Origin of the sequence: Inquilinus limosus, from assembly GCF_051487185.1 — a bacterium.
Classification (GTDB): Bacteria; Pseudomonadota; Alphaproteobacteria; order DSM-16000; family Inquilinaceae; genus Inquilinus; species Inquilinus limosus_F.
In genome coordinates this window covers 154,310-167,764 of the sequence record NZ_JAHVDK010000014.1, presented here as the reverse complement: position 1 = coordinate 167,764, position 13,455 = coordinate 154,310, and the positions used below count along the sequence as shown (strand labels likewise).

8 protein-coding genes are annotated in these 13,455 nt (G+C 67.4%); 7 read left to right on the top strand and 1 reads right to left on the bottom strand.

Annotated elements, in window-relative coordinates; all coding sequences use genetic code 11:
* Window positions 1-163 precede the first annotated feature (163 nt).
* The 6 genes from KXR53_RS17840 to KXR53_RS17815 all read left to right on the top strand — a co-directional run bounded on the left by KXR53_RS17840 (window position 164) and on the right by KXR53_RS17815 (window position 8,721).
* Window positions 164-793, top strand: coding sequence for a c-type cytochrome (locus tag KXR53_RS17840; protein WP_437376591.1), 630 nt, complete (start codon window positions 164-166; stop codon window positions 791-793).
* A gap of 148 nt (window positions 794-941) precedes the next feature.
* Window positions 942-2,789, top strand: a complete 1,848-nt coding sequence (locus tag KXR53_RS17835; RefSeq protein WP_437376590.1) for an extracellular solute-binding protein — start codon at window positions 942-944, stop codon at window positions 2,787-2,789.
* Window positions 2,790-2,797: 8 nt separating this feature from the next.
* A complete protein-coding gene (locus KXR53_RS17830) occupies window positions 2,798-4,666 on the top strand; it encodes an extracellular solute-binding protein (protein WP_437376589.1) in 1,869 nt (622 codons plus the stop codon).
* Between the two features lie 164 nt (window positions 4,667-4,830).
* Window positions 4,831-5,940, top strand: a complete 1,110-nt coding sequence (locus KXR53_RS17825; RefSeq protein ID WP_437376588.1) for a microcin C ABC transporter permease YejB — start codon at window positions 4,831-4,833, stop codon at window positions 5,938-5,940.
* Complete coding sequence (locus tag KXR53_RS17820) at window positions 5,933-7,069, top strand: ABC transporter permease (protein WP_437376587.1); 1,137 nt, start codon at window positions 5,933-5,935, stop codon at window positions 7,067-7,069. Before KXR53_RS17825 ends, KXR53_RS17820 begins: the two co-directional genes overlap by 8 nt.
* A complete protein-coding gene (locus KXR53_RS17815) occupies window positions 7,066-8,721 on the top strand; it encodes an ABC transporter ATP-binding protein (protein ID WP_437376586.1) in 1,656 nt (551 codons plus the stop codon). Before KXR53_RS17820 ends, KXR53_RS17815 begins: the two co-directional genes overlap by 4 nt.
* Before the next feature lie 178 nt (window positions 8,722-8,899).
* Here KXR53_RS17815 and KXR53_RS17810 read toward each other — a convergent pair whose 3' ends face one another.
* Window positions 8,900-12,244: a hypothetical protein gene (locus KXR53_RS17810; protein ID WP_437376585.1), complete on the bottom strand. Its 3,345-nt coding sequence runs from the start codon at window positions 12,242-12,244 to the stop codon at window positions 8,900-8,902.
* 326 nt (window positions 12,245-12,570) lie between these two features.
* Between KXR53_RS17810 and KXR53_RS17805 the strand changes: the two genes are divergently transcribed.
* Window positions 12,571-13,344 (top strand): LamB/YcsF family protein, encoded by a 774-nt coding sequence (locus KXR53_RS17805; protein WP_437376584.1) that lies wholly within the window; start codon window positions 12,571-12,573, stop codon window positions 13,342-13,344.
* Window positions 13,345-13,455: the final 111 nt, after the last annotated feature.

The window sequence follows — 13,455 nt, the reverse complement described above, 5'->3', positions numbered from 1 at the left end:
AACCCGCGCCCCCTGGGCCGACCACGGCCGTCACCGCGGTGTCGCAGCCGGACATCGCCCCTTGCCAGACCGCTCGCAACGCCTCTACAAGACGCGCGGACTGCTTGGCCGAATCGGCCTTGCGTGTCCGGGAGGGCAGCAGTGCTTCGGAGCGAGATCCGGCATGGAATTCAATAAAATATTCGCCGCCGTCCTGCTGGCCGGCATCATCGGGATGGCGACCGGCATTGTTGCCGATATCCTGGTCTCGCCCGAGCCGCTGAAGGAAAACGCATTCAAGGTCGACACCAGCACGGTGGCGCCTTCCGCCCCGGCCGAGGGCGGCGGGGCCCCGGCCCCGGCCATCCCGCCGATCGCGCCGCTCCTGGCCGCCGCCGATCCGGCCAAGGGCCAGCAGCTGTCGAAGGCCTGCACCGCCTGCCACACCTTCGAGAAGGGCGGCCCGAACAAGGTCGGGCCGAACCAGTGGAACCTGGTCGGCTCGCCGATGGGCCACAAGGAAGACTTCAACTACTCGTCCGCGATCAAGAAGAAGCACGAGGAAGGCGTGCACTGGACCTATGAGGAGCTGAACCAGTTCCTGGCGGCGCCGAAGACCCACATCCCCGGCACGACCATGACCTATGCCGGGATGAAGAGCGAGAAGGACCGCGCCGACCTGATCGCCTGGCTGCGCAGCAACGCCGACACTCCACAGCCGCTGCCGAGTCCGGATGCGGGAGCGCCGGCCGAAGGCGCCCCGGCCGGGGGCACCGCCCCGTCGGCCACCACCCCGCCGTCGAGCGGCGGCTGATCGCCGCAGCCAAGGTCTTTCCAGGACGGGACCGCCACACGCGGTCCCGTTTTCGTTTCCGCTGGCTTTGTTCGATGCCGTGAGATTCCCTAAAGTCCAATCCATCACCGGCGCCGCGGCGGCGCCGGCACGCCGGCCCGGGAATCGCATGCGCCTCGTCACCGCCCTCCTGCTCGCTCTCGCCCTCGCCGCCCCGGCTGCGGTCCGGGCTCAGGAGCCGGCGCCGAGCCATGCCCTGGCCCTGTTCGGGCAGCCGAAATACCCGGCCGGCTTCGCCCATTTCGACTATGCCGACCCGGATGCGCCGAAGGGCGGCAGCCTGGTGCTGAGCACGGTCGGCACTTTCGACACGCTGAACCTGATCCCGATCGGCACGCCGCCGCGCTCGCTGGGGCTGCTCTACGATTCGCTGATGGTCGAGAGCCAGGACGAGACCGGGGTATACTACGGCCTGCTGGCAGAGAGCGTAACGGTGGCGGACGACGCCTCCTCGGCGGTGTTCGCCCTGCGGCCGGAGGCGCGCTGGCACGACAGCGTGCCGGTGACGGCCGCGGATGTGGTTTGGAGCTGGGAGACGGTGCGCGACAAGGCGGAGCCGTTCCTGAAATCCTTCTTCCGCGATGTCACCGGCGCCGAGGCGCTGGACGACCACCGGGTGCGCTTCACCTTCGCCAGCCGCAACACCCGGAAGCCGATCGGCCAGGTGGCGTCGGTGCTGCCGATCCTGCCCAGGCACTGGTGGACCTCGAACGGCCGCGACGTCGGCCAGAACACGGTCGAGCCGCCGCTCGGCAGCGGCCCCTACCGCATCGTCTCGGTCGATCCCGGCCGCACCCTGGCCTGGGAGCGCGTGCCCGACTATTGGGGCCGCGACCTGCCGGTGACTCGCGGCCTGTGGAACATCGACCGCATCCGCTACGATTACTACCGCGACCGCGACGCCGAGTTCGAGGCGTTCAAGGGCGGCAACTCCGATTTCCGGCAGGAGTTCACCTCGCTGTTCTGGGCCACCGGCTACGACATCCCGGCGGTGCGCGACGGCCGCCTCATCCGCGCCGAGATTGCCAGCGAGGATCCCCGCGGCATGCAGGGATTCTTCTTCAACCTCCGCCGCGCCCCCTTCTCCGACCCCAAGGTGCGCGAGGCGCTGGGCTGGCTCTACGACTTCGAATGGGTCAACAAGACCCTGTTCTTCGGCCTGTATGACCGGCTGACCAGCTATTTCAACGCCGAGGGTTTCTCTTCCTCCGGCGTGCCGGAAGGCGAGGAACGCGCGCTGCTGGAACCGTTCCGCGGCCAGGTGCCGGACGCGCTGTTCGATACCCCCTTCGTCCTGCCGAAGACCGACGGCAGCGGCAACATGCGCGACGCCATGCGCACCGCGCTGCGCCTCTTCAAGGAGGCGGGGTGGGAGCAGCGCGACGGGGTGATGACCAACATCGCCACCGGCGAGCCGATGCGCTTCGAGATCCTCGACGACTCACCGCAATTCGAGCGGGTGACCCAGCCCTTCATCGACCGGCTGCGGCAGCTCGGCATCCAGGCGACGCTGCGCATCGTCGACGCGGCGCAGTACCAGAAGCGTTACCAGACCTTCGATTTCGACGTCACCATCTTCGCCTACACCTTCTACCCGCCGCCGGGCAGCGAGCTGCGCGGCTATTTCGGCTCCGAGGCGGCGGGGATCGAGGGCTCGGGCAACGTCATGGGTATCCGCAACCCGGTGGTGGACGCGCTGATCGACAAGGTGGTGGCCGCCCGCGACCTGTCGTCGCTGCAGGTTGCGACGCGCGCGCTCGATCGCGTGTTGTTGTGGAACCACTACGCAATCCCGCAATGGGGCAAGACCGATGCCTGGGTGGCCTATTGGAACCGGTTCGGCATGCCGAAGACGCAGCCGTCCCGCAACTTCGGCGAACCGAACGGCGTCGCCTTCCCCTCGACCTGGTGGATCGATCCGGCGAAAGATGCGGCGCTGAAGCGCGGCGGAGGTTAAGGATAGGCATGATCACACGGCGCCAATTCTCGATCGGCTCGATGCTCTCGGTCGCGGGAGCGTCCTTCCCCCTGCCCCGCGCCTTCGCCCAGGGCACGGCCGCCCAGCCCGGCTATGGCGCGCCGACCTACTACCTGCCGATGCTCGACCGGAAGCCGGCCTATCCGAAGGACTTCCCGCACTGGAACTATGTCCGCCCGGATGCCCCGAAGGGCGGCAACATCGTTCTCGGGGCTTTCGGTACCTTCGACACGCTGAACGACATGACGACCGACGGCACCGAGGCGGCGGGCGTCAGCAGCATCTACGACGCGCTGATCACCGGCAATCTCGACGAGCTCGACACCTATTACGCCGATGTCGCGGAATCCTTCGTGATCTCGGATGACAAGCTGTCCATCATCTTCACGATGCGCGAGGGCCCGCGCTTCCACGACGGCCATCCGATGACTGCCGAGGACGTCGCGTTCACCCATCAGCTGCTGCGCGAAAAAGGGGCGCTGCGGTTCCGCGCCCGTTTCTACGACGACATGGAGAGCATCGAGGCGCTGGACGAGCGCCGCGTCCGGTTCAAGGCCAAGAACCTGAACAACCCGCAGCTGCTGAAGGCCATGGCGAGCTTCCCGATCCTGCCGAAGCACTGGTGGGAAGGCCGCGACTTCGGCGGGCTGACGATGGAGCCGCCGCTCGGCAGCGGCGCCTACAAGATCAAGTCGGTGGATCCGGGTCGGGCGATCACGCTGCAGCGGGTCGAGGACTACTGGGGCAAGGATCTGCCGCAAAATATCGGCGCCGCCAACTTCGACGAGATCACATTCCAGTATTACCGAGACCAGGACGTCCTGTACGAGGCATTCAAGTCAGGTGAGTTCGACTACTTGGCCATTGCCTCGCCCCAGCAATGGGCGACCGGCTTCAAAGCCGTGGCGGCGGCGCAGACCGGCGCCCTGAAGCTCGAGGAGATCCCGGACGCGTCGCCACAGCCCTATCTCGGTATGATGTTCAACCTGCGGCGGCCCTACTTCTCCGACGTCCGGGTCCGGCGGGCGCTGAACTATCTCTACGATTTCGAGACGACGCAGAAGACCAGCTATTACGGTCTCTATCGCCGGATCCACAGCTACTTCCCGAACACGGAGTTCGCTTTCAGCGGGCTGCCGGAAGGCCGGGAATTGGAGATCCTGGAGCGCTATCGCGGCAAGATCGCCGACGAGATCTTCACCACCGAATTCAAGCAGCCGACGACTGATGGCAACGGTAACATCCGCGCCAATATGCGGGCGGCCCTGGATCTGCTGAAGCAGGCCGGCTGGGAATCCCGCGGCGGCAAGCTGACCAACGCCGCCGGCCAGGCGATGACCTTCGAGATCGTCTATTTCAGGTCTGAGACCGAGAAGACGATCCTGCCCTTTACCGAGAACCTAAGGCGGGTCGGTATCCAGGCCTCGCCGCGCCTGCTCGACGTGCCGCAATTCCGGAATCGGGTGAACAATTTCGATTTCGATCTCATGCCATTCGGCTTCACGCCGTTCTTCCCCCCGGGAGTGGCGCTGCGCGGCGGCTGGAACTCCCGCTACGCCGACCGTCCGGGCGACGAGAATTCCCAGGGCGTGAAGGACCCGATCATTGACGAGCTGGTCGAGATGATCATCGCCGCCGATACCTATGAGGAGAAGGCGGCGACCTGCAAGGCCTTCGACCGCTACGCCACCTGGCAGTTCTTCTCCATCGCCATGTATGAAGACCCGTTCTCCCGGATCGGCTACTGGGACATCTTCGGCCATCCCGAGACGCAGCCGAAGTATGATGTCGGCTTCCCCAGCACCTGGTGGTACGAGGGCAAGAACCCGAAGGCCCTACGGGGGCAGCGCCGGTGAGGCAGTTCCAGTCCGTCTCTGACGTCCTATCCTTCCTTCTGTCATGCCTGGGTTTGACCCGGGCATCCAGAGGATGTCGACGCCCTCTGGATTGCCGGGTCAAGCCCGGCAATGACAATAAGTGCCGTTCCGTACCGGCCCGTTGCCGGAGTGAAGCCTGACCGATGCTCGCCTACATCATCCGGCGCCTTTTGCTGATCATCCCGACCGTGTTCGGGATCATGGTCGTCAACTTCGTTATCGTGCAGTTCGCGCCCGGCGGCCCGGTCGAACAGATGATCGCACAGCTCCAGGGCACCGCGACCGACGCGACCAGCCGGATCAGCGGCTCGGGCGGCGACTTCGCCCGCCCGGCGGACAATTCCCAGCTCGGCGGCAACACTGCCTCCAGCAAATACCGCGGCGCCCAGGGGCTGGACCCGAAATTCATCGCCGAGATCGAGAAGCAGTTCGGCTTCGACAAGCCGCCGCTCGAACGCTTCTATCTGATGATGCGCGACTACCTGAACTTCGATTTCGGCCGCAGCTACTTCAAGAGCGCGCGGGTGGTCGACCTCATCGTGTCCAAGCTGCCGGTGTCGATCTCGCTCGGCGTGTGGACCACGCTGCTGGTCTATCTGATCTCGATCCCGCTCGGCATCCGCAAGGCGGTGCGCGACGGGTCGCGCTTCGATATCTGGACCTCCGGCGCCGTCGTCGTCGGCTACGCCATCCCCGCCTTCCTCTTTGCCATGCTGCTGATCGTGCTGTTCGCCGGCGGCCGCTACTTCGCTTGGTTCCCGCTGCGCGGCCTCGTCTCCGACGGCTGGGCCGTGATGCCTTGGTGGCAGCAGATCCTCGACTATCTCTGGCACATGGTGCTGCCGATCAGCGCCATGGTCATCGGCGGCTTCGCCACCCTGACCATGCTGACCAAGAACTCCTTTCTCGACGAGATCGGCAAGATGTACGTGCTGACCGCCCGGGCCAAGGGGCTCACCGAAGGCCGCGTGCTGTACGGCCACATCTTCCGCAACGCCATGCTGATCGTGATCGCCGGCTTCCCCGCCGCCTTCATCAGCGTGCTGTTCACCGGCGCCCTGTTCATCGAGGTGATCTTCTCGCTCGATGGGCTCGGCTATCTCGGCTACGAGGCCGCGATCCAGCGCGACTATCCGGTGGTGTTCGCGACGCTCTACGTCTTCACTCTCCTCGGCCTGGTGATGAAGCTGGTGCAGGACGTGACCTACACGCTGGTCGACCCGCGGATCGACTTCGAGGCCCGCAATGTCTGAGGCCACCCTATCCCCGGCCGAGGATTTCATCCATCCCCGCTTCCTCGGCTTCCGCATCCGGCCGATCACCGCCCGCCGTATCGCCAATTTCCGCGCCAACCGCCGCGGGCTGATCGCGCTCTACCTGTTCCTCGGCGTGTTCCTGGTCACGCTGTTCGCCGAGTTCATCGCCAACGACCGGCCGCTCCTGGTCAAGTATGACGGCCACTACTACGTGCCGGTCCTCGCCACCTATTCCGAGACCACCTTCGGCGGCGAGTTCGAGACCGAGGCGGATTACCGCGACCCCTATGTCCAGGACCTGATCAGGGCCAAGGGCTGGGCGATCTGGCCCCTGATCCCCTTCTCCTACCGCACCATCAACTACGACCTGGATCAGCCCGCCCCCTCCCCGCCCTCGGCGGTGAACTGGCTCGGCACCGACGACCAGGGCCGCGACGTGCTGGCCCGGCTGATCTACGGCCTGCGCATCTCGATCCTGTTCGGCCTGACCCTGACCGCCTTCGCCTCGGTCATCGGCATCTTCGCCGGCGCGGTGCAGGGCTATTTCGCCGGCTGGACCGACCTGATCTTCCAGCGGGTGATCGAGATCTGGTCCGGCATGCCGCAGCTGTACCTGCTGATCATCATGTCGTCCTTCTTCGTCCCGGGCTTCTGGACGCTCTTGTTCATCATGCTGCTGTTCGAGTGGATGAGCCTGGTCGGGGTGGTGCGGGCGGAGTTCCTGCGCGCCCGCAACCTCGACTATGTCCGCGCCGCCCGCGCGCTCGGCCAGCCCGACCGGGTGATCATGTGGAAGCACGTGCTGCCCAACGCCGTGGTCGCCACGATCACCTTCCTGCCCTTCAACCTGACCGGCGGGATCAGCCTGCTGACCGGCCTCGACTTCCTCGGCCTCGGCCTGCCGCCGGGGTCGCCCTCGCTCGGCGAGCTGGTCAGCCAGGGCAAGGCCAACCTGCAGGCCCCCTGGCTCGGCTTCACCGCCTTCTTCTCGCTCGCCATCCTGCTCAGCCTCCTCGTCTTCATGGGCGAGGCGCTGCGCGATGCCTTCGACCCGCGCAAGACGGTGGCCTCCGGCCCGGCCCCCGCCGCCGCCCCCGTGACCGACCCCAAGGCCCAGACGCCATGACCGACAGATCCGTCCCCGGCGCCCCAGGCGAAAGGCTGATCGAGATCCGCGACCTGTCGGTGGAGTTCCGCATCCCCGGCGGCACGGTGCCGGCGGTCAGGGGCGTGTCGCTGCATCTCGACCGCGGCGAGACCCTGGCGCTGGTCGGCGAAAGCGGCTCGGGCAAGTCGGTCACCGCGCTGTCGGTGCTGCAGCTGCTGCCCTATCCCAGCGCCCGGCACCCGAGCGGCAGCATCCGCTATCGCGGCCAGGAGCTGCTGGGCGCGCCGGAGAAGGTGCTGCGCGAGGTCCGCGGCAACAAGATCGCGATGGTGTTCCAGGAGCCGATGACCTCGCTGAACCCGCTGCACACGATCGAGAAGCAGGTCGGCGAGGTGCTGTCGGTGCACAAGGGCATGGGCAAGGCCCAGGCGCGCGCCCGGGTGCTGGAGCTGCTGCGCCTGGTCGGGCTGCCGAATCCGGAGCAGCGCCTGGGCGCCTATCCGCACGAGCTGTCCGGCGGCCAGCGCCAGCGCGTCATGATCGCGATGGCGCTGGCGAATGAGCCCGACATCCTGATCGCCGACGAGCCGACCACGGCGCTGGACGTCACCATCCAGGCCCAGATCCTGGAGCTGATGCAGAGCCTGCAGCGCCGCTTCGGCATGGCCCTTTTGCTGATCACCCACGATCTCGGCGTGGTCCGCAAGATGGCGGACCGGGTCTGCGTCATGAACAAGGGCGAGATCGTCGAGCAGGGCGCGACCGACTCCGTCTTCGGCGCGCCGCAGCATCCCTATACCCAGCGCCTGCTCGCCTCCGAGCCGAAGGGCACGCCGGCGCCGGCCCCGGCCGACGCCCGCACCGTGGTCGCGGCCAGCGAGATCAAGGTCTGGTTCCCGATCAAGGCGGGCGTGCTGCGCCGCACGGTCGACCATGTCAAGGCGGTGGACGGCATCGACGTCACCGTGCGCGAGGGCCATACGGTCGGCGTGGTCGGCGAGAGCGGCTCGGGCAAGACCACGCTCGGCCTCGCCCTGCTGCGCCTGATCTCCAGCCGCGGCTCGATCCGCTACGGCGACCGCGAGTTGCAGGGGCTGCAGTTCCGCGACATGCGGCCGCTGCGGCGGGAGATGCAGATCGTGTTCCAGGACCCCTACGGCTCGCTCAGCCCGCGCATGTCGATCGCCGAGATCATCGAGGAGGGGCTGCAGGTCCACCGCATCGGCGGCTCGGCCGCCGAGCGCGAGCGCATGATCGTGGCGGCGCTGGAGGAGGTCGGCCTCGACCCCGGCAGCCGGCACCGCTACCCGCACGAATTCTCCGGCGGCCAGCGCCAGCGCATCGCCATCGCCCGCGCCATGGTGCTGAAGCCGAAATTCGTCGTGCTGGACGAGCCGACCTCGGCGCTCGACATGTCGGTCCAGGCCCAGATCGTCGACCTGCTGCGCGGGCTGCAGGAGAAGCACCGCCTGGCCTATCTGTTCATCAGCCACGACCTGAAGGTGGTGCGCGCCCTGTCGGACGAGGTGATCGTGATGAAGAACGGCAAGGTGGTCGAGCACGGCACGGCCACGCAGATCTTCGAGGCGCCGCAGCACCCCTACACCCAGGCCCTGCTGAAGGCCGCGCTGGAACTGAAGGCGGCGGACACGCCGGAGATCGCCATTTGATACCGGCGGCCCGAAACGTTAACCCGTCATGGCGAGCCCCGAAGGGGCGTGGCCATCCAGCGGCACCGGCCCCTGGATCGCCACGGCGCTGTGCGCCTCGCGATGACGGGAGTGGGCCGGAAGACCACTCCCAAGAGCCGCCGGCCTAAGCCGCGCCTCCGCGTCCGCCGTCAGCCGGTCAATTCCTGCGCGGCGGCAGCCTGATGCCGGGATTGGTCGAACCGATGTCGTCCCTCGGGACACCGTCGATCCAGTCGCTCAGCTGCGAGATAGTCGTCGGATACCAGGTGTAGGTGTGGACCTCGGTGTCGACGATGTAGCTGTCGTCGTCGATGTCCACCATCATCGAGTTCGTGGTGCGGTCCGCCAGCTCCCGCAGCATGTCGTTGGGCAGCGCCTCCTCGTTGTAGAGGATGTAGTCGAAGAACTCCCGCTTCTCCTCTGGGGTGTCGTAGCCGCGATATTCGGCCAGCTGCTCGAGCAGCGGGAACAGCGGCCGCCCCATCGCCTCGTCGGAGGCGCCGAAATCGTCCCGGCCCTCGGCCAGGATCTCGGCGCGCTCCGGATCCACCGGCGGATCGAGATTGGCCAGGATCGCCCGCGTGTCCCCCTCGAAATACTCGCGCTGCTTCTCGCTGGACTGCCAGTGCAGGATGCTGGCGCCGGCCAGCCAGACGGCGGCGGCAGCCCATCCCACCGGGCCGGCCCAGGATGTGCCCGCGAACGCAACCGTGGCGACGGATGCGAGGCCCATCGTGGTCCAGACGCCTCCGCCGAGATAATTGCCGTTCGAGAACTCGATGGTCGCCGTCCAGGCGGCGACTCCCGCGGTGAGGACCGAGGACGCCGTGCCCAGGGTGCGATAGACGCCCGGCCCATCGACGTAACCGAACCGGGTCATGCGATCCAGCCGTCCACCCTGGTTGAACAGGCTGGGAAGGCCGGTGGCCGGCCGGACATGCCGCCCCTGCGGGATCAGGAGGCTCTGGATGCCGGCCGCGGCCCCACGCGACACGTCCATGCCGGCCAGGAGGCCGAAAACCGCCGCCCAGGCCTTGTCGTCGGGTCGGTCGGACGCCGCGAATTCGCGGACACCCCAGATGTTCAGCGCGCCGCTGATCCCCGCAGAGGGAATCGCCGCGGCCCGGCGGCCGAGCAGCCCCTCCCGCGGCTCCGCCCCGCCGCCGGCTGCATTCACGCGGTCGGCGATGGCCTGCGTGATCGGCGACGGCGGCGCCAGAACGGTGGACACCAGCAGGCCCGAATTCTTGATCTCGCGCGAGACGAAGCCGCCGCTGGGGCCGTTGGGCTGGCTGTTCTCCAGCGCCTCCAGCGTCATCAGCAGCGCCGCGCCCTGCACCGGCTCGTCGCGCAGGGCGTCCAGCGCCTCCGCCCGGTCCTTGCCCTCCAGCCCGTCCAGCACCTCCTGGACGGTGGGCGGCAGGGACGTCATGCCGGGAGGCAGCTCGATGATGTCCGCATCCGGGTCGTCCAGCTGCCGCTGGATCCGGTCGTAGGTGTCCAGGACGTCTCCGAACACGGCATCGAATTCGGTGTCGGAGATGTCCTGGTAGAGCGTCGCATACTGCTCGAACTCCGGGATGTCCTGCAGCTGCCGCTCCACCTCCGCCAGCGTCAGGGCCTCCGGCGGCGCCGACATTCCCGCCATGGCGACCTGGACCATCGGTGCCGGAGCATCGTCTCCGTCATCCTCGCTGCCGACGAGGAGATGGCGCAGATCCCCCTTGGCATCCGTCAGGCGCTCATAGCCTTCCAGGTCCTCGCCTTCCAGGTGCCGCAGGGACTCCGGCAGCGCTTCCAGGACCGCGTCCGTGGACATGGCGCCGGCGAAGAGCCGCTCGAATCTGGCGACCGTCTCTGGATTGTCCTCGAGCTTGCCGTCCTGGACGGTCTGGATGGCGTCGGCCAGTTCCTCCTCGTCCCGCAGCCCCTCCAGATAGCTGCCGGCCCATTGGGGATCGCCGATCAGGCGCCCGTACTCCTCGGTCGCCTCCCGCGCCTCCGGCGTCAGGTTTTCGACGCCGGAGGCCACGGTGTGGAGCATGGCATCGGCCGCGTCGGCCCAGCCGTCCTCCGCATAATGCGCCGCCATGGCGACCGCCAGGGTCGCGCCGTCGCCGTGGCTGATGCTGTCGGCAATGGCGGTGCGCAGCACGATGTCGCCGCCCCACGCCGTGGGCGCCTCCCGGTCGAAGCCGCCGGTGTTCGCGTCCGCCATCAGGGTCGCGAGGCGCGAAACACCCTCGCTGATCTGCATGCGGCCGTCGTCGCCGACGGGGGCGGAGGCCCCCGCCTGGGTCGCGACGACGTTCAGGTTGCCGATCAGCTCCTCCGCCTCGTCCGAGAGACCTCCGTTAGAAGAAAGATGGCGCAGCGGATAGACGATCTCCGCCAGCCGCGAGGTCGGCGGGTTCTCTTTGTCCTCGTAGGTTCCCGTCGCCGGCATCTCCGACAGCTCGACCAGGATCTGGTCGGCCCGGTCGGCCGGCACGCCGGTCAGGGTCACTTCGAGCGAGTTCCCGTCGGTCACCTGACTGGCCGGATCGGTCACCATCACCTGGTGGCGCGCCGCCTCGAGCGCGGCGAGGTAGCCTGCGTCGACCTCCAGCGTGTCGGGATCCATCGGGCCGTAGAAGGACAGCTCGGCGATGAACTCCGCGGCCTCCTGATCCGGGTCGAAATCGGCAGTCTGGGCCTGCGGGTGCGGATAGATTCTGCTCCGCAGCGCCTCCTCGACATCGCCCTGGAACGCGCTCCAGTCACCGCTTTCCAAGGCCTGCGCGGCGCTGTCGCGCAGGCCGTTGAACAGCACGTTCATGCTCGCCCGGAGATCCTCGGCCCGGGAATCGACCAGATCGGCCAGTCCTTCCGTCTGCGGCAGCACGGCGCGCAGATGGGCCGCGCGCTCTTCCAGGGTTGCCTCGAAATCCTCCTGGTCCATCGTCCCGGCGACCAGGGCCAGATCCGCGTCGATCAGATCCTGCAGCTCGTTCTGCTTGGCCTGGGGCAGGTCCTCGACCGACTCTGCGTCGCCCGCGATCTCGGAGATGTCCTGCAGCCGCTCCACCCGCTCGTCGCTGAGGATGGTGATGACATGGGTCTCGGGCAGGCCGTCCGGATCGGCCTCCAGCTCGGGATTGAACCGGGTCAGCAGCTCGGCGTACTGCTCGGCATAGTCCCGGTCCGGGTCGAAGCCGAGGCGCTGCGCCACGGCGGGGTCGAGATTTTCGTCATAGCCCAGGCCCCGCGCGATCTCGGTCAGGTTGTCGCCCTGCTGGGCCCGGTATGTGATCTGGCCGTCGGTACTCTTGTTCGCCGGGTTGCTGCCGTCGAGCGCCTCCACCGGCTCCTTCCCCGGCGCCGCGTTGTAGGCCGGGACGACCGTCCCCGGGCCCTGTCTGTTCCGGTCCAGGGTCTGGTTCCAGAGCGTGGCGGAGATGTTGTGCCTGAACCGCTCCGTCTGCGAAGGGCCACGGTCCTGCAATCCCGCAATAGTCGTCATCAGCCCCTCCCGAATACAGATCCGGTCGCTGATCGACAGACTCTTCGATCAGCGACAGAACGGTGTTCACCGAAGTTCTGGAGCGCTCAATCCTGCAGATTTGAGAACCATCTATGACATCAGGACTTCGTTCACACAACAGGAAAATTGTAATGATTATGTCATAGTTTCGCGGAACCTGGCGTGGCCGCTCTGAATTCAAGCTCCGGCGCCTCCGCACTGCGGAGCATCTTCGGTCGGTGATGCCACCGGGCTGGTGGTTGCCGCCGACGCCGTCCAGGTCCATAGATGGGGCATCGAGGAACAGCGACTTCGGGACTGTATCCATGGCGAGCGTCGATCTGAACTGCGACATGGGCGAAGGCTTCGGCGCCTGGGAGATGGGCGACGACGCGGCGATGCTGGAGATCGTCACCTCGGCCAATGTCGCCTGCGGCTTCCACGCCGGCGACCCGATCGTGATGCGGCGGACCCTGACCCTGGCGCGCGACCGGGGCATCGGCGTCGGCGCCCATCCCGGCTTCCTCGACCTCTGGGGCTTCGGCCGCCGCGTCATCCAGGGCGAGACGCCGGAGGACATCGAGGCCCATGTCGTCTACCAGATCGGCGCCATCCAGGGCATGGCCAAGGCCGTCGGCCACCGCGTCACCCATGTCAAGGCGCATGGCGCGCTGAGCAACATGGCGATGGTCGACGACGCCCTGGCGCTGGCGATCGGCCGGGCCATCAAGTCGGTCGACCCGACCCTGGCCTATATGGTCCTGCCCGGCACGGCGCTGGAGCGCGCGGCGCTGGAGCTGGGGCTGCCGGTGGTGCGCGAGGTCTTCGCCGACCGCACCTATGAGGATGACGGCACCCTGACCTCGCGCAAGATCGCGGGGTCGGTGATCCACGACGCCGATCTGGCGGCCGAACGGGTGCTGCGCATGGTCGAGGAGCAGGCGGTCACCAGCCGCAGCGGCAAGCGCATTCCGGTGCCGGTCGACACGGTCTGCGTCCATGGCGACACGCCGGGCGCGGTCGGCATCGCCCGCCGCATCCGCGAGCGGCTGGAACGGGCCGGCATCCGCCTGATGGCGCTGAAGGATCGCGCGGCCTGAACCGCGGCCCGGTCCCTGCCCTCGCGGCAGACGACCCCTGCACAGCGCGCTCTTGTAACCGAACCTTAACACGTCCATCTCCGGAGCCGCGGGCCGTTCAGCGCCCGTCAC

Bases quoted from the DNA above. Each gene is read 5' to 3' on its own strand.
- KXR53_RS17825 (WP_437376588.1), top strand. From the start codon at position 4,831: ATGCTCGCCTACATCATCCGGCGCCTTTTGCTGATCATCCCGACCGTG.
- KXR53_RS17810 (WP_437376585.1), bottom strand. From the start codon at position 12,244: ATGACGACTATTGCGGGATTGCAGGACCGTGGCCCTTCGCAGACGGAG.
- KXR53_RS17815 (WP_437376586.1), top strand. From the start codon at position 7,066: ATGACCGACAGATCCGTCCCCGGCGCCCCAGGCGAAAGGCTGATCGAG.
- KXR53_RS17835 (WP_437376590.1), top strand. From the start codon at position 942: ATGCGCCTCGTCACCGCCCTCCTGCTCGCTCTCGCCCTCGCCGCCCCG.
- KXR53_RS17840 (WP_437376591.1), top strand. From the start codon at position 164: ATGGAATTCAATAAAATATTCGCCGCCGTCCTGCTGGCCGGCATCATC.
- KXR53_RS17830 (WP_437376589.1), top strand. From the start codon at position 2,798: ATGATCACACGGCGCCAATTCTCGATCGGCTCGATGCTCTCGGTCGCG.
- KXR53_RS17805 (WP_437376584.1), top strand. From the start codon at position 12,571: ATGGCGAGCGTCGATCTGAACTGCGACATGGGCGAAGGCTTCGGCGCC.
- KXR53_RS17820 (WP_437376587.1), top strand. From the start codon at position 5,933: ATGTCTGAGGCCACCCTATCCCCGGCCGAGGATTTCATCCATCCCCGC.